Source organism: Streptomyces sp. NPDC085900, from assembly GCF_044540925.1.
GTDB lineage: Bacteria > Actinomycetota > Actinomycetes > Streptomycetales > Streptomycetaceae > Streptomyces > Streptomyces gilvifuscus.
The window spans coordinates 534,430-554,870 of the sequence record NZ_JBITSP010000004.1; the positions used below are offsets into that span (position 1 = coordinate 534,430).

Genomic DNA, 20,441 nt, shown 5'->3' on the forward strand with positions numbered 1-20,441 from the left:
GGCGGGCTCCTTCTACAGGCTGCTGAGCGCGCCCGTACGCCGCATGGCGAGCAGGTACAGGACGATGACGACGACCGGGACCGTGCCGAGCGCGGCGGCCATGGGCAGGTTGAGCTCGATGTTGGAGTACACGAGGTTGCCGATCAGCTGGGTCTTGCCGCCGACGATCTGCACGGTGATGTAGTCGCCGAGGCTGAGCGAGAAGGTGAAGATCGACCCGGCGGCGACGGACGGCAGCACCATGGGCAGCACGACCGAGCGGAAGGTGCGCCAGGCCCTGGCCCCGAGGTCGGCGGACGCGTCGAGCAGGTTGGCGGGCAGCTGCTCCAGGGCCGTGTGGATCGGCAGGATCATGTACGGCAGCCAGAGGTACGTCAGGGTCAGTACGGCGGCCGGCAGACCGAAGCCGGGGCCGCTGAGCCCGAACGGCCTCAGCATCCAGTCGGCGAGTCCGCCCTCGGACAGGATCAGCCGCCACGCGTACACCTTCACCAGGTAACTCGCCCACAGCGGGGTGAGGATGGCGACGACGAGCAGCGGGCGCCACCTCGGCCGGGCGACCCGCGCGGTGTAGAACGCGACCGGGAAGGCGATGATCGCGCACAGCACGGTCACCGAGGCGGCGACCCCCACGCTCCGTACGATCACCTGCCGGTAGACGGGCGTGGTGAACAGCTCGTGGAAGTTGTCGGTCGACCAGACCCTCACGACCTCGGAGGTGAAGGAGTTCGTGGTCCAGAACGCGGAGACGAACAGCACCGTGAGCGAGCCGAGGTAGAGCACGGCCAGCCACAGCAGCGGGGCGGTCAGCAGCAGGGTCAGGCGGAGGCGGGGGCGGCGGTGCAGCGCCCCCGCGGTCCGGGTCAGCAGGGCCACGCCTCAGCCCTTGATCTCGGTCCAGGCCTGCACCCACTTGGCGTAGGGCACGCACTTGACGTCGGTGCGGCCGTCGAGGCACTGCTCGATGGGCGTGTTCCAGAACGCGATGTTCTTCCAGTAGCCCTCGTCGGCCGCGTGGTAGGTGATGCAGAAGTTCTTGTCGCTGGTGAGGTCGCAGGCCTTGGAGTTGGCGGGCGCCTCGCCGAAGTACTCGGCGACCTGGGCGTTGACCTTAGGAGAGACGATCCAGTTCAGCCATTTGTAGGCGCAGTTGGGATGCTTGGCCTTGGCGTAGACCATCCAGGTGTCGGACCAGCCGGTCGAACCCTCCTTGGGCACGAAGGCCTTGACCTTGGCGCCCTCGCCCGCGGCGAGGTTCGCGATGACCTGCCAGGTGGTGCCGACCACGGAGTCACCGCTCTTGAAGGCGGAGATCTCCTTCAGGTAGTCGCTCCAGTACTCGCCGATGTCCGCGTTCTGCTTCTTCAGCAGGCTCACGGCCGCGTCGAACTGCTTCTGGTCGAGCGCGTACGGGTCCTTGATCTTCAACTCGGGCTTGGTGGCCTTGAGATACAGGGCGGCGTCGGCGATGTAGATCGGCGAGTCGTAGGCGGTGACGTGGCCCTTGTACTTCGAGGCGTCGTCGAAGACGGCGGCCCAGGAGGTCGGCGCCGGGGCGACCTTCTGCGTGTTGTACATCAGCAGGTTGGCGCCGCGTCCGTGCGGGATGCCGTACATCTGGCCCTTGACGGAGTTCCAGGCGCCGTTCTTCAGGCCGCTGAAGATGTCCTTGTAGTTCGGTACGAGCTTGGTGTTGACGGGGGCGGCGTCGCCGGAGGCGATCAGGCGCAGGGAGGCGTCGCCGGAGGCGGAGACGGCGTCGTACTCGCCGGTCTTCATCAGCTTGACCATCTCGTCGGAGCTGGCGGCGACCTTGGAGTTCACCTGGCAGCCGGTCTGCTTCTCGAAGTCGGTGACCCAGTCGACCTTGGGGTCGTTGGAGCCGTCCTCGACATAGCCGGCCCAGGCGATCAGGTTGACCCTGCCCTCGGACTTGCCGAGTTTCGACTGCGCCTTGAGATCGGGGGGGTTGAGGCCGGTGGACGCCGAGCCGCCGCCGGAGTCGCAGGCCGTGGCGGCGAACAGGAGCGCGGCGGCACAGGCCGCGACCTGGAGGGTTCGGGTGAGGCGCACGTCGTTCTCCCAATCGAGGTGGAGCGGGATCAGGGGTGTTCCGGTACCGGGACGGTGTGGCGGCGGTGCCACTGCAGTCGCACCCGGGTGCCGCGGTAGGCGGCCACGTCCTCGGCGGACGTCTCCAGGTTCTGCTGGAGGGCGGTGAGGCGGCCGCCGGCGTCGAGGTCGACCAGGAAGCGGGTGGCGTCACCGAGGTAGACGACCTCGGCGACGGTGCCGACGGCGGTGGTGTGCTCCGGCTCGTCGGACTCGGCGGACTCCTTCAGGACGCGGATCTTCTCGGGGCGGACGCTGTAGATGCCCGGGGTGCCGACGACCCGCTGCGCGGACTCGCCCTCCAGCAGGTTGGAGGTGCCGACGAACGAGGCGACGAACGGCGTCGCGGGGCGTTCGTAGATCTCCGCGGGGGCGCCGACCTGTTCGATGCGGCCCTGGTTGAAGACGGCGATGCGGTCGCTCATCGTCAGGGCCTCCTCCTGGTCGTGGGTGACGAAGACGAAGGTGATGCCGACCTCGCGCTGCAGGGCCTTGAGCTCGACCTGCATCTGTTCGCGCAGCTTCAGGTCGAGGGCGCCCAGCGGCTCGTCGAGGAGCAGCACCCGCGGCCGCCCCACCAGGGCCCGGGCGAGGGCGACGCGCTGGCGCTGGCCGCCGGAGAGCTGGGCCGGCCGCCGCTTGCCGAAGCCCTCCAGCCGGACCTCGGTGAGGGCCTTGCGCGCCCGCACCAGCCGTTCGGCCTTGGGGACCTTGCGGACCCTGAGGGGGTAGGCGACGTTCTGCTCGACGCTCATGTGCGGGAAGAGGGCGTAGTCCTGGAAGACGGTGTGCACGTCCCGCTCGAAGGGGGCGAGGCCCGTGACCTCCTGCCCGGCGAGTTCGATGCTCCCGCCCGTCGGGGTCTCGAACCCGGCGATCATCCGCAGGACGGTGGTCTTGCCGGACCCGGACGGTCCGAGCATCGAGAAGAACTCGCCGTCCCGGATCTCCAGGTCGACCCCGGCCACGGCCACGGTCTCCCCGAACGACTTCCGCAGGTCCCGCAGCCGGACCGCAATTCCCTCCATGCAGGGGAACCTTTCTGGCGCTCTTCACCGTTTCACGGAAAGATATGAAGTCATAGTTCAAAGCTCAAGGCCCCCTTAGGGTAAAGCTTCAGTCAACGCACAAGGTGGTGGCGGTGAAGCAGCAGCAGACGGACGGCGGCGCCCGCGGAGCCGTGTTCGCCCCGGTCGACAGCCGGGCGCGGGTGGACGCGGTCGTCCGGCGCATCGGCGACGCCATCGAGCTCGGGCTGCTCGCCGACGGCGAGCAGCTGCCCGGCGAGACCGAGCTGGCCGGCCGGCTCGGTGTGTCCACCGTGACCCTGCGCGAAGCCCTCATGGCCCTGCGCCAGCAGGGCCTGGTCACCACCCGCCGGGGGCGCGGCGGCGGCTCCTTCGTCTCCCTGCCCGAGGTCCCCGGCGACGAGCGCCTCAAGGCCCGCCTGCGCGGCTGGAGCACCGACGAACTGCGCGACCTCGGCGACCACTGGGCGGCCCTGTCGGGCACGGCGGCACGGCTCGCCGCCGAGCGCACGGAACCGGACGACCTCCTCCAACTACGGCGTACGGCGGACGAGTTGGCGCACGCGGAGGACGCTGCGGCGCGCAGCCGCGTATACGGCCGCTTCCACGTCGAACTGGCCGCGGCCGCCCAGTCTGCGCGCCTGACCCGGGAGCAGGTGGCCCTGCAGACCGAGGTCGGAGCACTGCTGTGCCTTGTGCTGGGCGACGACGAATATCGTGAAGAGGTGGCGGACCGTCACCGCGCCGTAATCTCGGCCGTGCAGGATGGGGCCCACGAATCGGCCAGGCAGCTGGCCGAGCGGTGCGTCCAGGAGTCGACGACGCGGCTCATCGCCGTACGCCTGTCGCTCTAGAACCCCTGGCCGCGCCGCGTCCGGTCACCGTCCGCTGGAGGGCGCGCATGAGGCTCGCGACCACGGCGCTCGGCACGGCAGCGGAGGAGTCGGTCGCGGCCGGGGTCGGCTCCGCCCTTGAGCACGTGTTCGAGGCCGTCTCCGCCACCCGCTCCGAGACGGCCGCCCTGCTGGCCCGGGTGGCATCCGAGGGGCGCCGCCCCGCCACCGTGGACCTCGCCGCCCTGCGCCCCGGCCTGCACGCGCGGCTCGCCCGCCAGGAGCTGGTGTCCGGGGTGGGCTTCGTCGCCGCGCCGGGGCTGCTCACCGACGTGCCGGCCTGGCTGGAGTGGTGGCAGTCGGACGCGCAGGGGGACGTCCGGCCGCTCCTGCTCGACCTCGACCCCGATCACTCGGCCTACGCCGACTACACGCACTGGGACTGGTTCGCCCTGCCCCGCGACACCGGCGAGCGCGCGGTGGCCGGACCGTACGTCGACTACCTCTGCTCCGACGAGTACAGCCTCACGCTGTCCGCGCCGGTCGAGCTGGAGGGCCGGTTCGCCGGGGTCGCCGCCGCCGACGTGTACCTGCGGCACTTCGAGGCGGCCGTGCTGCCCCTCCTACGGCGGCTGCCCCGCCCGGCGCACCTGGTCAACGCGCGCGGCCGGGTGGCGGCCTCCGCGGACCCGGCGCATCTGGCCGGGTCCCTCACCAAGGGCCCGGACTTCGCCGCCGTACTGGAGCGGCGGCGGCCGACGACGGCCGGCGGAACACGCCTCGTGCCCTGCGGAGGCGTGCCGCTCGTCCTGGTGACGCACCGACCGCTGACATGACACCGTCGGCGACCTGAACGCCGGCGGGGTCAGGTCAGCGCTCGGCGGCCGGCACCACCCGCAGGTGCGCGCCCGCCGGCCGCGCCCTGCGGGACCGCGGACGGTCGCGCCGGGACTCCCGCAGCACCAGCGTCAGCCGCGTGTAACCCAACTCCCGTAGCGTCCGAGGCGTCTCGTCGACGACCCGGCAGTCGGTGGCACCCCAGCGCGGATCGGGGTGGAGCAGGGGCCGTACGGCGCCGTCGTGCTCCACGGCCCGCTCCCCCACGGCGCTCATCCAGTGGGGCAGCCCCTGCCGGTAGGCGGCGTCCATGATGGGGTCCTGGGCGATGTCCCGGCGGATGGCCTGCAGACCGTGGTCATGGCCGTACCGCTCCACGGCGGCCGCGAAGTGGGCCAGCATGGGCAGGCACCAGCTCGACTCGTGCTCGCCGAGCACGGTCCCCGCGTCGGGGTGGAACAGCACGAACCGCAGGAAGTTCTCGCCGGGCATGGCCGTCGGGTGCGGACCCACCCCACCGAAAAGTGACGCGAAAGCGTTGTTGGAGAGGACGACGTCCCACCGGTGGTCGAGAACGACGGACGGAAAGGGGACGGCGTCCAGGAGGGTGGCGTAGTCCTGCAGATACGCCTGGGCCTCAAGACTGTCGGGGACGGGCCGCGGTGCCGGCCGCCGCCCTCCTGCCTGATGTGCCATCGGGAGGTCACCCCTCTTGCCTATGCGGCCTTCACGCGGCGCCTTGATCCTGCGGCCCGGACGCGAGTGGTGTCAACTATCGTGGCATTTCGTGCCCGTTGACGGCCGAAACCGGCCACAGTTGTGGCGAGACCTGGATGTGAGTTCGAAACTCCCGGTAATGTCCGTCGAGTTCACGGCAACCGCTTGTGAGAATCCTGTTGGGAAACGTAGGAGATCTGTCGGTGACGGACGGCTTCGAGGCTCCGGGCACCACGCCGGCGACCGCCGCGCTCTCGGCAGTCGTCGCTCGCGTCGGCACGCTCGCCGACCGGCTCGGCGAGCCGCACACGGAGATCTTCGACACCCGCCGCCTCTCGGTCGCCTCCGGCGTTCCCGAACCCGTCGTCAGGGCCCTCCTGGGCGGCCGCCCGGCAGGCGAACCGGACGTCCAGGCCCGCTTCCTGCAGCGCCTGGACCTGCTGCGCCGTACCCGTCTGAAGCCCAACGGCCGCAAGTACACCCAGCAGGAGATCGCCGACGGCGCGGGCATGTCACGTCAGCAGGCCGGGGCCCTGATCAACGGCGACCGCCGCCCCACCATGGAGCACTGCGACGCCATCCAGCGCTTCTTCCGCGTCCACGCCGGCTTCCTCACCGCGGAGGACCCCGAGGCCCTCACCACCGCGCTGCAGGGCACCGAACAGGAACTCCTGCAGAAGCTGGCCGAACGCGACGAGGCCGCCGCAGCGGCGGACCCCCTGGAGAAGCTGCTGCAGGACCACGGCGTCCGCGGCATCGCCTGGCGGGCCGCCCAACTCCCCACCGACCAGCACCGCGACAAGGTGGCGGAGTGGCTGGACATGCTCCTGGAGGGCATCAAGCGGCCCGAGGGCTGACGCCGTCCCGCCCGGGGACGGCGGCCCGGACCGCCGTCACGTGGCGCTGCGCTCGCTCGCCTCCCGCAACCCCCGCTCCACACCGCGCCCCTGGCCTCCGCCGACCAGCAGCTCCCGCCACCGCTCCCGGCTCCAGTCCGCCGCCTCGGTGCCCTCAGTGAACTCCTCGACGAGCGCCACGAACCGCCCCGGGTCGCTGTGGAACGGGAAGTGCCCGGCCCCCTCGAAGATCTCCAGCCGGCTTCCCGGCATCGCCTCGTGCGCCCGATGGGCGTGCCGCACCGGCACCACACTGTCGCGGTCGCCCCACAGCAGCATGGTCGGCATGCCCTGCGTCAGGTAGCACCGGTCGAGCATGGTCACCACCTGCCCCCGCCAGTCGACCACCGCCCGCAGCGTGCGGATGAACGCGTTCCGGGACGTCTCGTCCGGCAGCGCGTCCACCAGCGTGAGCAGTTCGGAGGCGTCCTGTCCGAGATCGGTGTCCAGCAGTCTCATCAGCCGCACCGCGGCCCCCACTTGCAACCGCATTCCCGGCAGTCGCAGGGCGGAGAGCGCCAGATGGGCCCCCGGCAACGACACGAACCGCAGGACCGGGTTGACCTCCCTGCCCACTCCGCCCGCGCTGACCAGGATCAACCGCTCGGTCCGCTCGGGGAACTGGTAGGCGAACTGCATCGCCACTCCCCCGCCCAGGGAATGCCCCACCAGCGTCGCCGACTCGATGCCGAGCGTGGTGAGCAGATCGCGCACGCCGTTCGCGTACGCGGCCACCGAATAGTCCGCCCGGGGCTTGTCCGAGTCCCCGTGTCCGAGCAGGTCGGGCGCGATGACCGTGTGGGTACGGGCGAGATCGGGGATCAGTTCGGCCCAGGTGGCCGAGGAGTCGCCGATCCCGTGGATGAGTACCAGCGCCGGCCCCTGTCCCGCCATGCGGAAGGCACGCCGGTACCCGTGCACCACGCGGTACCGCAGCTGAAGTTCACCGTCGCGCACCGAGCGCAGCCGTACGGCGCGTACCGGGCGCGGGTGCGGGACGTCGACCACGCGCACACCTCCCCTGCCAGGGGCCGCCCGGAAGCGGCCGAAAGCCCTCGCTCTCCAGCGTAGAACCGCTTTCCCACAAGGGATTTCGAGGACGTTTCGCCTCCGCTAAGCGGGCGAACCGGAGCGTGCTCGAACCCCGTTGTCAGTGGCGGACGGCAAGCTGGACACACGCACTCGAGTGAATGCGTGACCGATGACGCCGACGCGGGGAGAGCCGACGATGCCGACTGCTGTACTGACCGACCGCGAGCGCACCGCCGTCCAGGCCTACCTGCGGCTGTTGCACACCGTACGAGCCGCCTTCGACGGTCCGCCCGGCGAGGTCCGACCACCCGTGGTACCGCCGTCCGTGCTCGCCGAGGCGGAGCAGGCGCTCGCGGCGGCGGGACTCACGGGGAACGAGGAGGAGTTCTTCCGGCTGCTGCAGAGCTGGTGCCCCGAGCCGTGAAGCCGTAGGACGAGATCGCCGACGGGGGCTCAGGCGGTGTGCGGGACCGACACCGCCGTCGCCACGAGCCCCCGCTGCACGGTCCAGCGGCCCTCGAAGTGCCCGAGCCTGCGACCGCCCACCACGGGCCCGGGGACGAGGAGTTCGGCGCGGAAGCCGCCGTGCCGCGGCCGGCCGGAGCCGACGAGCACCTCGATGTCGGCCTCGCCGAAGTCCAGCCAGCGGCCGGTGAGCGGGAACCACGCCTTGTAGACGGACTCCTTGGCGCTGAACAGGAGCCGGTCCCAGTGCACCTCGGGACGCTCCTCGGCCAGGCGGCGCAGCCGGGCAGTCTCCCCCGGCAGGAACACGGCGTCCAGCACACCGTCCGGGAGGGGCTGGTCGGGTTCGGCGTCGATGCCTATGGAGGCCAGGTCGGTGGCGCGGACGACGGCCGCGGCGGCGTAGCCGTCGCAGTGGGTCATGCTGCCGGCCAGGCCCGCGGGCCAGCGGGGCGCTCCGCGTTCGCCGGGCACCAGGGGCTGCGGCGGCACGCCGAGCTTCTCCATGGCGCGGCGGGCACAGGTGCGGACCAGGGCGAACTCGCGGCGGCGCTTGTCCACCGCCCGTTTGACGACCTCGGCCTCCTCGGGGAACAGCTGTCCGGGCTCGGCGCCGTCGTCACCGTGCGCCTCCACGACCACCACCTCGTTCGGCAGCAGCTCCTCGATCACCCGACCCCGACCTCCCTCGTCCGGCACCGACCACATGGTGCGCCCGCAGGATCCATCATCCGGCAGCCACCACCCAGATCCGTAGCCGTCCCCGTTCCCCTGCCCTTCCCGTCGGCCTCCCGGAGCACCCGGCACCGACCACCGCGTTCACCCGGCGCCGTCGGCCGGCGACAGCACCCGCCGCAGCCTTCCCGGTGGCTGCGACCGCTCGCGCCACTCCCGTGGGTATCCGACGGAGACCTCCTCGAAGCGGACGCCGTCGTGCCAGGTCGTCCGGGGGATGTGCAGATGGCCGTAGACCATGGTCTCCACGCGGAAGCGGCGGTGCCAGCCGGCGGTCAGCCCGGTGCCGCACCACATGGCGAACTCCGGGTGCCACAGGACGTCGCAGGGGTGCCGGTCCAGGGGGTAGTGGTTGACGAGGACGGTGGGCAGGTCGTCCGGGAGGGCGGCGAGCCGGCGTTCGGTCTCGGCGACCCGGGCCCGGCACCAGGCCTCCCGGGACGGGTAGGGGTCGGGATGCAGGAGGTACTCGTCGTTGCAGACGATGCCGGTGCCGTGCGCGTAGGCCAGTCCCTCGTCCTTGGTGGCACAGCCGGCCGGCAGGAACGAGTAGTCGTACAGGAAGAAGAGCGGTGCGACGGCCACGGGTCCGCCGGGGCCGTCCCAGACGGGGTAGGGGTCCTCAGGGGTCGTGACGCCCAGGTCGCGGCACATCTCGACGAGGTGCTCGTAGCGGGCGACACCGCGCAGCCCGACGGGGTCCTTCGGATGGGTCCACAGTTCGTGGTTGCCCGGCACCCAGATCACCTTGGCGAACCGGCTCGCCAGGGTCTTCAGCGCCCAGCGGATGTCGGCGGCGATCTCCGAGACGTCGCCGGCGACGAGCAGCCAGTCGCCGTCGGACCCGGGGCGCATCGCCTCGACCAGGGCCCGGTTCTCCGGGTATCCGACGTGCAGGTCGCTGATGGCCAGCAGCTGCCCGGCACCCTCGGCCGTCGACGTCACCTCTCGCCCCCTCCGCGCCCTGTACCGCTTCCGGACCAGACCAACGGGACCATATTCAGGGCGCCCGGACAAGGCGGCTTGCGCGGCCGTGCGCAGGTCCGGCGCCGCGCGGGCCGGCCCGGCCGGGCGGGAGCGGCCGATCCGTAACACGCGCGTTGCACGCGCAGCCCCGGGAAAGCCGTATGATCGCCCCACCACCACCGCTACGAAATTCCCTTCACAGGGGCGGTTTGGTGACCCTCCATCTCCCCTGCCCGGGCACGGGCTGCTCAGCCCTGCCCGCGAACCGTGAAAGGACGGCTTGCATGGTCTCTCGCGTACGCGTCTGGCTCAACCGCACGTACGCGGAGAACGTGTTCTTCATGGATCAGCTGCGGCGAAATCCGAGCGATCGCGCGGTCGAGATCCATGCGACGCACGGTGACGCCGACTCGCCCGTGCTGGCCGCCGCCGACACCGCCGACCTGGAGCCGGAGGGCCTGTCCTCCGCCGCGTACGTCGAGTACGCGCTCGCCCAGTGCCGGCGCCGCGGCATCGACGTGTTCGTGCCCCGGCTGGAGCAGTCGGCGATCGTGGCGCACCGTGCGGAGTTCGAGGCGGTCGGCACGGCGCTGCTGGCGCCGCCGCCGGAGGCCGTGGCCGTCTTCGAGGACAAGGTGATCGCCTACGAGGCCGTGCAGGCGATCGGCGTGCCGGTGCCGCCGTGGTGGCGCGTCCGTGGGGTCGACGAACTCGTCGCCGCCGTCGAGGAGTTGGAGGCGGCCGGGCACAAGGCGTGCTTCAAGCCGGCGTCCGGTGCGGGCGGGGTGGGCTTCCGTGTGATCACGCGCACGCCCTTCGCGATGTCGCACCTGACCGGGTTCCCGAGCCCGTACGTACCCATGGACCTGGTCGTCTCCGCGCTCAAGGACAGCGACGAGCCGGTGGACTGGCTGGTGATGCCGCGGCTGGAGCAGCCGGAGGTGTCGGTGGACTGCCTGACCGGGCCGGACAACCGGGTACGGCTGGCCATCGGCCGTACGAAGAACGGCCGTCGGCGCGGGTTCACGCTCAACGAGCAGTGGCTGGAGCCGGCGCGGCGGATCGCGGAGGGGTTCGGTCTGCACTACCTGTCCAACATCCAGTTCCGGATGTTCGGTGACCGCCCGGTGCTGATGGACGTCAACACGCGGCCCGCGGGCGGGCTGCACCAGCTGTCGCTGTGCGGGGTCAACGCCCCTTGGGCAGCAGTGCAGTTGGCGCTCGGGGAGGACCCGGGCGAGATGGCGCCGCCGTTCCTGGGGCAGGACTACACGGTGGTGTCGGGGCCGCGGCCGCTGCGTGCCGTCTCCCTTCCGCAGCAGCGGGCCGAGGAGCCCGGGACGCTGCTGCCGGCGGTGCCCGCGCAGACGACGGAGCCGATCGAGGTCACACCGTCCGAGACGGTCGGCCGGGCCATCGCACCGGCCTAGGCCTTACCCGGACCACACCCCACCGGTCTGGACCAATCATGGCTCAGCATCTTGACACCGTGACTGGTCCAGACCAACTTGGTTGCGCACACCCCTGCTCTTCTCTCTGCACTCCCGAACACCCCCATTCCTCCAGGGAGATCGCGTGCGCAACACACTCAGACGTTCCAGACACCGGCTCCTCGCCCTGGTCGGCTCCGCCGCTCTCGCGCTCGCCGGAGCCATCGCCCTGCCGGGCACGGCCCAGGCGGCCAACATCCTGACCAACCCCGGCTTCGAGTCCGGCAGCCTGTCCCCCTGGACCTGCACCGGGAACCTCGGCTCGGTCGTCTCCTCACCCGTGCACGGCGGCTCCAAGGCGCTGCAGGGCGCGGTGACCGACAGCGACAACGCGCAGTGCACCCAGACCGTGTCGGTGCAGCCGAACACCACGTACTCGCTCAGCGGCTGGGTGCGCGGCTCCTACGTCTACCTGGGCGTCAACGGCGGTGCGTCGACCTGGACCACCTCACCGTCGGCGTACAGCCAGTTGAGCGTCTCGTTCACCACCGGCGCCTCGCAGACCAGCGCGCAGATCTACGTGCACGGCTGGTACGCGCAGGGAACCTACTACGCCGACGACATCAGCCTTGACGGCCCCGGCGGGGGCGGAGGCGGCGACACCCAGGCGCCCAGCACGCCCACCGGGCTGACCTCCACGGGCAAGACCTCGTCGAGCGTGTCGCTGAAGTGGAACGCCTCGACCGACAACGTCGGCGTCACGGCCTACGACATCTACAGCGGCTCCAACAACGTGCTCTCCGTCTCCGGCACGTCCGCGACGGTCAGCGGGCTCTCGCCCAGCACGGCCTACACCTTCACCGTCAAGGCGCGGGACGCGGCCGGGAACACCTCCGGCGCCTCCAACTCCGTGAGCGTGACGACCGACGCGGGCGGCGGGGGCGGGACCGGCTTCAAGCAGGCCGCGCCGTACCTGTACGAGGGCTGGGGCGATCCGCCGAACCCGTCGACGGTGATGAGCGCGACCGGCGTCAAGTGGTTCACGATGGCGTTCGTGCTGGACTCCGGCGGCTGCACGCCGGCCTGGGACGGCAGCCGGGCGCTGACCGGCGGCGTCGACCAGACCGCCATCAACCAGATCCGTTCCGCCGGCGGTGACATCGTGCCGTCGTTCGGCGGCTGGCAGGGCAGCAAGCTCGGCGCCAACTGCTCCTCCGCGAGCGCGCTCGCCGGGGCCATCCAGAAGGTGATCGACGCCTACGGTCTCAAGGCCGTCGACATGGACATCGAGAACACGGACGAGTTCGAGAACGAGGCCGTGCAGGCGAAGATCCTGACCGCGCTGAAGACGGTCAAGGCCAACAACCCCGGTCTGAAGACGATCGTCACCTTCGGGACGTCCACCACCGGGCCGACGTACTACGGCAACCGGCTCATCGAGCAGGCCCAGTCGCTCGGCGCGAACATCGACGTCTTCACCATCATGCCGTTCGACTTCGGCGGCGGCTCGGACATGTACGGCAACACCGTGAACGCGGCCGAGGGCCTGAAGGCGAAGCTGAAGTCGACGTTCGGCTGGGACGACGCGACCGCCTACGCGCACATCGGCATCTCCGGCATGAACGGCCTGTCCGACCAGCAGGAGAACACCACTCCGGCGATCTGGACCCAGATCAAGGACTGGTCCAACTCCCACCACATCGCGCGGCTCGCCTTCTGGTCGGTCAACCGCGACCGGCCGTGCCCGGGCGGCGGCGTGGTGAGCAACTGCTCCGGCATCAGCCAGAACAACTGGCAGTTCACCTCGATCACGGCCGGCTTCACCGGCTGAGCCGATCGTGTCAACGGCGTGGGGGTGTCCCGACCGGATACCCCCACGCCTTCGTCAACTCCGCCAGCCGAGGCGGCAGTTCGGTCTCGGCGGTAGCGGTCCGGGCGGGCTGGACGCGGCCCGACCTGATGGTCTTCGACCAGTCGCCGAGCTGGGGGCGGAAGGTACCGTGGTCCTTGCCGCCGTAGTCGAGCATCGCGGGCTCCCACTCGACGCCGAGGTAGCCGCACAGGGCGCGGGTCGCTCTCTCGGGGTCGGCGGTGAGGTCCTCGTACCGCAGGACGTGCGCGTCCAGGTTCCGCCGTGCCTCCTCCAGCTTCTCGGCGTAGCCGAGGACCTCGGCGCGGATGGCCCCGTGGTCGGGGTCGGTGCGGCGGTCGGTCAGGGAGGCGATGACGGCGGCGGGGTGGCGCAGCAGCAGGATGTAGCGGGCTCCGGGCCAACATCGGTGCAGGCGCGGCCAGATGAGGGTGTTGGGAGGGGTCTTGTCGACGATGACGTCCTTGCCGCTGCGGGTGAGTTCGAGGTGCAGCACCCGGTCCCACAGCAGGTGTTCGAGCTCGTCCTTGTCGAGTCGGAGTGCCTCCATCGCGTCCGCGGTGAACGCGCGGGAGAGGTGGACGTGCAGGGTGCGCAGGTGCATCTCGTGCGGGGCGCGGACGCGGCTGTGGCTGTTGAGCAGGACCCTGAGCAGGGTCGAGCCGGAGCGCACCGAGGACAGCACGAAGACCGGGGACTCCACCAGGCGCGGGGCGGGCGGCGCCGTGTAAGACGGTTCCGTGGCGCGCGGGGACGGGATGGCGTCGAGTGTCCGCCGCGGCGGGCTCACGGCCTGTGCCATCAGCCTCCCCCGCCGCCTCAGGCCCTTCCGTATCGCCGATATACGCCGGTCACGCACGCTGACACCTCTTTCTCGCCGTTGGTCCGCATCCCAAAGGGGGCGGGCGAACCCCAGGTGTCGCGCAGAAGAACGGCCCTGGTCGCAGACCTCCACGAGGCGTCTGCGACCAGGGCTTTTACCGCTTTCTTAAGATTCGATGGAAATCAGGACCGGCCCGACCCCCGGTACAGCTCCAGCTCTCCGTCCAGTTCGACGGCGAGCACGGTGGCGTACGGGTCGAGGTCGGCCGCCGACGGCGGGTCGATCCACAGCACGCCGACCGCCTCGTGCAGGCCGCCGACGACCCGGTGGCCGAGCTCGGTGCCGCTGCCGACCACCCTCACCCGACGCACCTCGGTGGCCAGCCCCCGTACCCCGATCTCGGCGCGCGGGACGTCGAAGAGGGTGAGGTAGAGGGTGCGGCGGTCGGCCGAGAGGGTGCTGGGCCCGTAGTGGTGCCCGGCGGGCAGGCCGCGCACCGTGCCGTGGACCGCCTCCGCGTGCCGGCGGATCCACTCCCCCAGCCCCTCCAGCCGCTCGACCTGCGGCCGCGGGATGGTGCCGTCCTCCATCGGGCCGACGTCGAGCAGCAGGTTGCCGCCCCCGCCGATCGTCTCGGTGAAGTAGCGGATCAGCTGCGAGAGCGACTTGTGGTTGTGGTCGTGGTGCTGGTACCCCCACGAGTCGTTGATCGTCAGGCACAGCTCCCAGGGGCCCTGCGGCGGCACGACGGGCGCGCCCTGTTCCGGCGTCGCGTAGTCGCCCTCGCCGAGCATGCGGGCGTTGAAGACGACGTCGGGGACGTACGACCGGACCAGCGCGGCCAGCTCGGGGATCCGCCACTGCTCCTCGCTGCGCTCCCACTCGCCGTCGAACCACATCAGGTCGGGACGGTAGCGGGAGGCCAGCTCGCGGACCTGGCCGTCCCGGTAGGCGATGAAGCGCTCCCAGGCCGCCAGGTCCTCGTCCTCGGCCGCCACTTCGGAGTAGCGGTTGTCCTCCTGCTCCGGCGGGCGGCCCGGCTTGCGCGTGGAGGCGTAGTCGGGGTGGTTCCAGTCGGAGTGGGAGTAGTAGAGCCCGACCTTGAGGCCCTTGTCGCGCAGGGCCTCGGCGTAGGGGCCGAGGTAGTCCTTTCCGAGGTGGAGGTCGCCGTACGCGGTGTCCCACAGGGCCACGCCGTCGTGGTGACGGCTCGTCAGCACCGCGTACCGCGCCCCGGCGCGGGCGAACAGGTCCGCCCACGCCTTCGGGTCGTAGCGAGCGCCCTTGAACCGCTCCAGCTGGGACATGTACCGCTCGTGCGGCACGACGTCGTCGTAGAACGACCAGGATTCCTGGACGCCGTCAACGGCGTAGATGCCCCAGTGCACGAAGATGCCCAACTTGGCGTCGGTGAACCACGGTTGCATCGCCATGGGTCAGCCCCGCCGCAGCCGGAGCGTCAGGATCTGGAAGGGGCGCAGGGAGACCCGGATGCCACCGTCGACGACCTCCGCGTCCTCCAGGGGGCGCTCCAGCAGGTCGGTCACCTGGGCGCCGGCCGGCGGGAAGCCGGTGCGCAGGACGCCGGTCGCGCGGCCGCCGCGGGACTCGTAGAGCCGGACGACGACGTCACCGGACTCGTCGTCGGCCAGCTTCACGGCCTCGACGGTGACGCCCTCGCCGTCGACCGAGACCACCGGTTCCGGCACGCCCGCCGAATCGGCCACCCGCAGCGGCAGGTTGAGGGCGTAGCCCTCGGCCACCGCGTCCTCGATGCTCGCGCCGGGCAGCAGGGAGTAGGTGAGACGGTGGCGGCCCTGGTCGGCGCCCGGGTCCGGGATGCGCGGGGCGCGGACCAGGCTGAGGCGGACCGTGGTCGTCGTACCGCCGTCCTCGCGGACCGTGCGGGAGACGTCGTGGCCGTAGGTGGAGTCGTTGATGACGGCGACGCCGTAGCCGGGTTCGGCGATGTGCACCCAGCGGTGGCCGGAGACCTCGAAACGGGCCGCCTCCCAGCTGGTGTTGGTGTGGGTGGGCCGCTGGATGTGGCCGAACTGGATCTCGGCGGAGGAGTGCGGGGCGCGGATGTCGACCGGGAAGCCGGCCTTGAGGAACTTCTCCGCCTCGTGCCAGTCGATGTCCGTCTCGAAGTCGATCCGGGGGCTGCCGGCGCGCAGCGTGATCGTCTGGACGATCTTCGAACCCTTGCCGAAGGAGCGCGTGACGCGGATCGAGCCGAGCAGCGGGTCGTCGTCGACGATCTCCACGGAGTCGGCGTCGAGCAGGTCCGTGTAGCGGTTCCTGTAGTGCTTGTCGACGTCCCAGGCGTCCCAGTAGTTGGGGAGGTCGGTGTGCAGGCGCAGCAGGTTGCCCGCCTCGGCGAGGACCTCGCGGCCGCCGGCGCGCAGGTCGCGGACGGAGGCCAGGGTGCCGTCCTCGGCGACCTCGACCCGGACCAGGCCGTTGTCGAGGACCCGGCCCTCGACCGTGACCGGGGCCGGGGGTTCGGCCGCCGCGACCGGCGCGCTGCCGTTGGCCGGCACCTCGACGAACGTCGGGAAGCCGGTCGCCGTACGGATGACCTCGGCGCGGTCGAAGGGGCTGGTGTTGAACACCCGGGTGCCGCCCTCTCCCAGCGCGGCGACGGCCTCGGCGGTCAGCGCCTCCAACTCCTCGGCCACGCGCGCGTATTCGGCCTCCGCCTCGCGGTGCACCCAGGCGATGGACGAGCCCGGCAGGATGTCGTGGAACTGGTGCAGCAGGACCGTCTTCCACAGCCGGTCCAGCTTCTGGTACGGGTAGGCGTAGCCCGGTGCGTGCAGCGCGGCGGTGGTCGCCCACAACTCGGCCTCGCGGAGCTTGTGTTCACTGCGCCGGTTGCCCTGCTTGGTGCGGGCCTGCGAGGTGTAGGTGGCGCGGTGCAGCTCCAGGTAGAGCTCGCCGACCCAGACCGGGGCGTCCGGGTACTCCTCGCGGGCCTTGGCGAAGAACTCGTCCGGGTGCTCGACGACGACCTTGGGCGAGCCCTCCAGGTCGGCCAGCCGGCGGGCCCGCTCCATGATCTCGCGGGTGGGGCCGCCACCGCCGTCGCCCCAGCCGAAGGGGGCCAGCGAGCGGGTGGCGTTGCCCTTCTCGGCGTAGTTGCGGACCGCGCGGGCCATCTCCTCGCCGCTGAAGCGGGCGTTGTAGGTGTCGACCGGCGGGAAGTGGGTGAAGATGCGGGTGCCGTCGATGCCCTCCCACCAGAAGGTGTGGTGGGGGAAGGTGTTGGTCTGGTTCCAGGAGATCTTCTGGGTGAGGAACCACTCGTTGCCGGCGAGCTTGGCGAGCTGCGGGTAGGCGGCGTTGTAGCCGAAGGAGTCGGGCAGCCAGACGCCCTTGGTCTCGATGCCGAAGTGCTCGATGAAGAACCGCTTGCCGTGGACGAGCTGGCGGGCGATCGCCTCGCCGCCGGGCAGGTTGCCGTCGGACTCCACCCACATGCCGCCGACCGGCGCCCACTGGCCCTTCTTCACCGACTCCTGGATGCGGGCCCACACGTGCGGGTAGTTGTCGCGCACCCACTCGTACTGCTGGGCCTGCGAGCAGGCGAAGACGAACTCCTCGTACTCGTCGGCCAGGGCGGTGACGTTGGAGAAGGTGCGGGAGGTCTTGCGCTTGGTCTCCCTGATGGGCCACAGCCAGGCGGAGTCGATGTGGGCGTGGCCGACGCCGGAGATGACGTGGGCGCTGGCGTTGGCGGGCTTGGACAGCACCGGCCGCAGGGCCTCGCGCACGGCGGCGGCCGAGCCGGCGACGTCGTCCAGGTCGAGCAGGTCCAGGGAGCGGTCGAGGGCGTGCAGGATCTCGTGCCGGCGCGGGTCGTGCTCGCCGAGCTCCACCATCAGCTCGCGCAGCACCTGCAGGTCGAGGTCGAGGTGGAAGACCTCCTCGTCGAGGACGGCGAGGTCGGCCCGCTGGAAGGTGTACAGCGGCTTGTCGCCGGCCGTGCGGACGTCGCCCAGCGGGGTCGGCGCGGTGAAGTTGTTCGCGAGGATGTCGGGGTTGGAGGCGGCCTCGACCAGGTAGTCGATCCGCTCGCCGCCCTGTGCCGGGTTGGCGACGGGCACGTACTGGTTGAGCGGGTTGACCGCCTTCAGCGGGCGCCCGTCGGGCAGGTGGACCAGGGCCTCGGCCTGGTTGCCGGGCCAGTCGCCGACGAAGCCGAGGTCGATGACCGCCTCGACGCGCCGGCCGGCCCACTCGGCGGGCACCTGTCCGCTCATCCGGAACCAGGTCGTGCCCCACGGCGGGCCCCACGGGGTGTCCATGGCGAAGGGCGCGTAGCGCTGGGAGGCGGCCTCCTCGAAGGAGACGGGCTCGCCCGGCGCCTGCCAGGCCTCGACCGTCATCGGGACGGTGGCCGCGTAGAGCGCGGGCTTGATGCGCTGGGTGTGGAGGCGCTCGGCGCGCTCCTCGATCCGGCGGCGTTCGTCGTGCATCAGGAGTCTCCAGAAGGGCGGCGGAGGGAGTGGCTGAGGAGGACCTGGAAAGCGCTTTCCAGATGCCGGTCACCTAAGGTACGCGAGGCCAGGATGGACCGCGGTGTAGCCCTCGACCAGACGTCTGGCCACGTTCACGGAGTCGACGAGCGGGTGCAGCGCGAAGGCCTTGGCGGCCGTCGCGCGGGAACCGGACTCGGCGGCGGCCAGCACCTCGCGCTCGACGGCCTTGACCGCGCAGACCAGACCGGTGGCGTGGTCGGGCAGCGGGTCGACGGCGACCGGGTGGGCGCCGTTGGCGTCGACCAGGCAGGGCACCTCGATGACCGCCTCGGAGTCGAGCACCGAGAGGGTGGTGCGGTTGCGGACGTTGAGGATCAGCGTGGTGCGCTCGTCGCGGGCGATGGCCCGCATCAGGGCGAGGGCGACCTTCTCGTAGCCGCCGGAGAGGTCGTCGGCGTCGCGTTCGCCGGCGCCGGCCGTCTCCCGGTTCTCGGCCATGTACGTCGCCTCGCGCTCGGCGCGGGTGCGGTCCCAGATCTCCAGGGCGGAGCCGTCCGAACGCCCGACCTGCTCGTAGAAGCCGGCCTGCTGGTCGCGCAGGAAGGCGCCGCGGGTGCGCTCGGCCTGCTGGTAGGCGCGCACGGCCTCGCGGTTGAAGTAGTAGTAGTGCAGGTATTCGTTGGGGATCGCGCCGAGGGACCGCAGCCAGTCGGTGCCGAAGAGCTTGCCCTCCTCGAAGGAGCCGAGCAGGTCGGGGTCGGCGAGCAGCCGCGGGAGCTCGTCACGGCCGGCGACGTGCAGGCCGCGCACCCAGCCGAGGTGGTTGAGTCCGACGTAGTCGATCCAGGCCTCCTTCGGGTTCGCGCCGAGCACCCGGGCGATACGGCGGCCGAGGCCGACCGGCGAGTCGCAGATGCCGATGACGCGGTCGCCGAGGTGGCGGGACATGGCCTCGGTGACCAGGCCGGCGGGGTTGGTGAAGTTGATGACCCAGGCGTCGGGGGCCAGCCGGGCCACCCGGCGCGCGATCTCGACGGCGACGGGGACGGTCCGCAGGCCGTAGGCGATGCCGCCCGCGCCGACCGTCTCCTGTCCGAGGACGCCCTCGGCGAGGGCCACCCGCTCGTCGTCCGCCCGTCCCTGCAGGCCGCCGACGCGGATCGCCGAGAACACGAAGTCGGCGCCACGCAGGGCCTCGTCGAGGTCGGTGGTGGCGGTCACCGTGGGCGCGTCCGCGACCCGGGCGGCCTGCTCGGCGAGGACCCGGGTCACCGCGGACAGCCGGCCGGCGTCCAGGTCGTGCAGCACGACCTCGCTGACCCTGCCCTCGCCGCGGTCGCCCAGGAGGGCGCCGTACACGAGCGGCACACGGAACCCGCCGCCGCCCAGAATCGTCAGCTTCACTCTCGCACCTTTCCTGCCACGACCACCTCGACGCCCGCCTCCTCCAGGGAGGAGCGGGTCACCGGGTCGGCCGGGGCGTTCGTGACCACGACGTCCAGGTCCTCGGGACCACAGACCTTCGCCATCCCCGTACCCGGGAACTTGGCGGTGTCCGCGAGCAGGACGACCTTGTCGCTGGCCTTGATCATGGCCCGCTTCACCGGCACCTCGACGACGGTCGTGTCCATCACCTGCCCACCCGGGCGCACTCCACTGGTGCCGAGGAAGAGCCAGTCCGCGTGCAGCTGGCGCAGGTTGTCCTCGGTGAGGAAGCCGACCAGGGAGCGGTACTCGCGGCGGAGCATGCCGCCGAGCAGGACCAGCTCGATGCCCTCGTCGTCGGCGAGTTCCTCGTAGACGACCAGGTTGCTGGTGATCACCGTCAGCCGGCGGCCGTGCAGCCGGCGGGCGAGCCGGTAGGCCGTGGTGCCGATGTCGAGCAGGACGGACTGGCCGTCCCGCACCATCGCCGCGGCCCGCTCGGCTATCGCGTCCTTCTCGGCCACGCGGACCTCGGCGACCTCGGCGAAGGGCTGGTCGCCCTCCTCCACGACGGCGCCGCCGTGCACACGGGTGAGCAGCCCGTCCTCCTCGAGCTTGACCAGGTCGCGCCTGACCGTGGCGGGGCTCACACCCAGCTGCTCGGAGAGATCGGTCACGGACGCGGGGCCGCCGGAGCGCAGGGCCCGCAGGATGAGTTGGTGTCGTCGTTCTGCCAGCACGGCGTGCACACTACTCGTCATCTTCAATCAAATCCATGCTCACTTCTG

Annotated in this window: 18 protein-coding genes; 6 read left to right on the forward strand and 12 right to left on the reverse strand. The window is 71.1% G+C overall.

All coding sequences use genetic code 11. The features are described from left to right. Positions 1-12: 12 nt before the first annotated feature. Genes ACIGDI_RS16530 through ACIGDI_RS16540 form a run of 3 tightly spaced genes read right to left on the reverse strand, consistent with a single transcriptional unit; the run spans position 13 to position 3,140 of the window. Positions 13-876, reverse strand: coding sequence for an ABC transporter permease (locus tag ACIGDI_RS16530; RefSeq protein ID WP_399896536.1), 864 nt, complete (start codon positions 874-876; stop codon positions 13-15). Positions 877-879: 3 nt separating this feature from the next. Then, positions 880-2,073 (reverse strand): ABC transporter substrate-binding protein, encoded by a 1,194-nt coding sequence (locus ACIGDI_RS16535; RefSeq protein ID WP_399896539.1) that lies wholly within the window; start codon positions 2,071-2,073, stop codon positions 880-882. A 29-nt stretch (positions 2,074-2,102) separates the two neighbouring features. Beyond that, a complete protein-coding gene (locus tag ACIGDI_RS16540) occupies positions 2,103-3,140 on the reverse strand; it encodes an ABC transporter ATP-binding protein (protein WP_399896542.1) in 1,038 nt (345 codons plus the stop codon). A gap of 113 nt (positions 3,141-3,253) precedes the next feature. Here ACIGDI_RS16540 and ACIGDI_RS16545 point away from each other — a divergent pair, with 113 nt between their 5' ends. Continuing rightward, a complete protein-coding gene (locus ACIGDI_RS16545; RefSeq protein ID WP_399896545.1) occupies positions 3,254-3,994 on the forward strand; it encodes a FadR/GntR family transcriptional regulator in 741 nt (246 codons plus the stop codon). Positions 3,995-4,041: 47 nt separating this feature from the next. Further along, the gene (locus ACIGDI_RS16550; RefSeq protein ID WP_399896548.1) at positions 4,042-4,809 is read left to right on the forward strand and encodes a cache domain-containing protein; all 768 of its coding nucleotides are present in this window, start codon (positions 4,042-4,044) and stop codon (positions 4,807-4,809) included. Positions 4,810-4,843: 34 nt separating this feature from the next. On the opposite strand, the gene ACIGDI_RS16555 is transcribed toward ACIGDI_RS16550, so the two are convergent. After that, positions 4,844-5,506 (reverse strand): hypothetical protein, encoded by a 663-nt coding sequence (locus ACIGDI_RS16555; RefSeq protein WP_399896551.1) that lies wholly within the window; start codon positions 5,504-5,506, stop codon positions 4,844-4,846. A 224-nt stretch (positions 5,507-5,730) separates the two neighbouring features. Here ACIGDI_RS16555 and ACIGDI_RS16560 point away from each other — a divergent pair, with 224 nt between their 5' ends. Continuing rightward, positions 5,731-6,384: a helix-turn-helix transcriptional regulator gene (locus tag ACIGDI_RS16560; RefSeq protein ID WP_200704909.1), complete on the forward strand. Its 654-nt coding sequence runs from the start codon at positions 5,731-5,733 to the stop codon at positions 6,382-6,384. A 36-nt stretch (positions 6,385-6,420) separates the two neighbouring features. On the opposite strand, the gene ACIGDI_RS16565 is transcribed toward ACIGDI_RS16560, so the two are convergent. Further along, a complete protein-coding gene (locus ACIGDI_RS16565; RefSeq protein ID WP_399896554.1) occupies positions 6,421-7,431 on the reverse strand; it encodes an alpha/beta fold hydrolase in 1,011 nt (336 codons plus the stop codon). 220 nt (positions 7,432-7,651) lie between these two features. On the opposite strand from ACIGDI_RS16565, the gene ACIGDI_RS16570 reads away from it, so the two are divergent. Continuing rightward, entirely contained in the window at positions 7,652-7,879 is a 228-nt protein-coding gene (locus ACIGDI_RS16570) for a hypothetical protein (RefSeq protein WP_142144240.1), read from the forward strand. Positions 7,880-7,908: 29 nt separating this feature from the next. Here the strand turns inward: ACIGDI_RS16570 and ACIGDI_RS16575 are convergent, their stop codons facing one another. Together ACIGDI_RS16575 and ACIGDI_RS16580 are read right to left on the reverse strand one after the other, a co-directional pair. After that, complete coding sequence (locus tag ACIGDI_RS16575) at positions 7,909-8,592, reverse strand: 4'-phosphopantetheinyl transferase (RefSeq protein ID WP_399896558.1); 684 nt, start codon at positions 8,590-8,592, stop codon at positions 7,909-7,911. Between the two features lie 147 nt (positions 8,593-8,739). Then, positions 8,740-9,600, reverse strand: coding sequence for a metallophosphoesterase family protein (locus ACIGDI_RS16580; protein ID WP_399896561.1), 861 nt, complete (start codon positions 9,598-9,600; stop codon positions 8,740-8,742). A gap of 305 nt (positions 9,601-9,905) precedes the next feature. Here ACIGDI_RS16580 and ACIGDI_RS16585 point away from each other — a divergent pair, with 305 nt between their 5' ends. Together ACIGDI_RS16585 and ACIGDI_RS16590 are read left to right on the forward strand one after the other, a co-directional pair. Then, a complete protein-coding gene (locus ACIGDI_RS16585) occupies positions 9,906-11,051 on the forward strand; it encodes an ATP-grasp domain-containing protein (protein ID WP_399896564.1) in 1,146 nt (381 codons plus the stop codon). Between the two features lie 145 nt (positions 11,052-11,196). Continuing rightward, positions 11,197-12,882: a carbohydrate binding domain-containing protein gene (locus ACIGDI_RS16590; RefSeq protein WP_399896567.1), complete on the forward strand. Its 1,686-nt coding sequence runs from the start codon at positions 11,197-11,199 to the stop codon at positions 12,880-12,882. Between the two features lie 10 nt (positions 12,883-12,892). On the opposite strand, the gene ACIGDI_RS16595 is transcribed toward ACIGDI_RS16590, so the two are convergent. The 5 genes from ACIGDI_RS16595 to ACIGDI_RS16615 form a co-directional block, all read right to left on the reverse strand. After that, positions 12,893-13,723, reverse strand: coding sequence for a sulfotransferase family protein (locus ACIGDI_RS16595; protein ID WP_399896570.1), 831 nt, complete (start codon positions 13,721-13,723; stop codon positions 12,893-12,895). 203 nt (positions 13,724-13,926) lie between these two features. Further along, complete coding sequence (locus ACIGDI_RS16600; protein WP_399896573.1) at positions 13,927-15,177, reverse strand: alpha-L-fucosidase; 1,251 nt, start codon at positions 15,175-15,177, stop codon at positions 13,927-13,929. Between the two features lie 3 nt (positions 15,178-15,180). Further along, positions 15,181-18,225 carry an alpha-mannosidase gene (locus ACIGDI_RS16605; protein ID WP_399896576.1) on the reverse strand — a complete coding sequence of 1,015 codons (3,045 nt, stop codon included), beginning with the start codon at positions 18,223-18,225 and terminating at the stop codon, positions 15,181-15,183. 69 nt (positions 18,226-18,294) lie between these two features. Then, positions 18,295-19,632, reverse strand: coding sequence for a 6-phospho-beta-glucosidase (locus ACIGDI_RS16610; RefSeq protein WP_399896579.1), 1,338 nt, complete (start codon positions 19,630-19,632; stop codon positions 18,295-18,297). Further along, a complete protein-coding gene (locus ACIGDI_RS16615; RefSeq protein WP_399897644.1) occupies positions 19,629-20,393 on the reverse strand; it encodes a DeoR/GlpR family DNA-binding transcription regulator in 765 nt (254 codons plus the stop codon). The genes ACIGDI_RS16610 and ACIGDI_RS16615 overlap by 4 nt, the downstream gene beginning before the upstream one ends. Positions 20,394-20,441 lie beyond the last annotated feature (48 nt).

Coding starts and splice junctions, on each gene's coding strand:
- ACIGDI_RS16540 (WP_399896542.1), bottom strand. CDS start 3,140: ATGGAGGGAATTGCGGTCCGGCTGCGGGACCTGCGGAAGTCGTTCGGG.
- ACIGDI_RS16550 (WP_399896548.1), top strand. CDS start 4,042: ATGAGGCTCGCGACCACGGCGCTCGGCACGGCAGCGGAGGAGTCGGTC.
- ACIGDI_RS16555 (WP_399896551.1), bottom strand. CDS start 5,506: ATGGCACATCAGGCAGGAGGGCGGCGGCCGGCACCGCGGCCCGTCCCC.
- ACIGDI_RS16570 (WP_142144240.1), top strand. CDS start 7,652: ATGCCGACTGCTGTACTGACCGACCGCGAGCGCACCGCCGTCCAGGCC.
- ACIGDI_RS16585 (WP_399896564.1), top strand. CDS start 9,906: ATGGTCTCTCGCGTACGCGTCTGGCTCAACCGCACGTACGCGGAGAAC.
- ACIGDI_RS16595 (WP_399896570.1), bottom strand. CDS start 13,723: ATGGCACAGGCCGTGAGCCCGCCGCGGCGGACACTCGACGCCATCCCG.
- ACIGDI_RS16600 (WP_399896573.1), bottom strand. CDS start 15,177: ATGGCGATGCAACCGTGGTTCACCGACGCCAAGTTGGGCATCTTCGTG.
- ACIGDI_RS16605 (WP_399896576.1), bottom strand. CDS start 18,225: ATGCACGACGAACGCCGCCGGATCGAGGAGCGCGCCGAGCGCCTCCAC.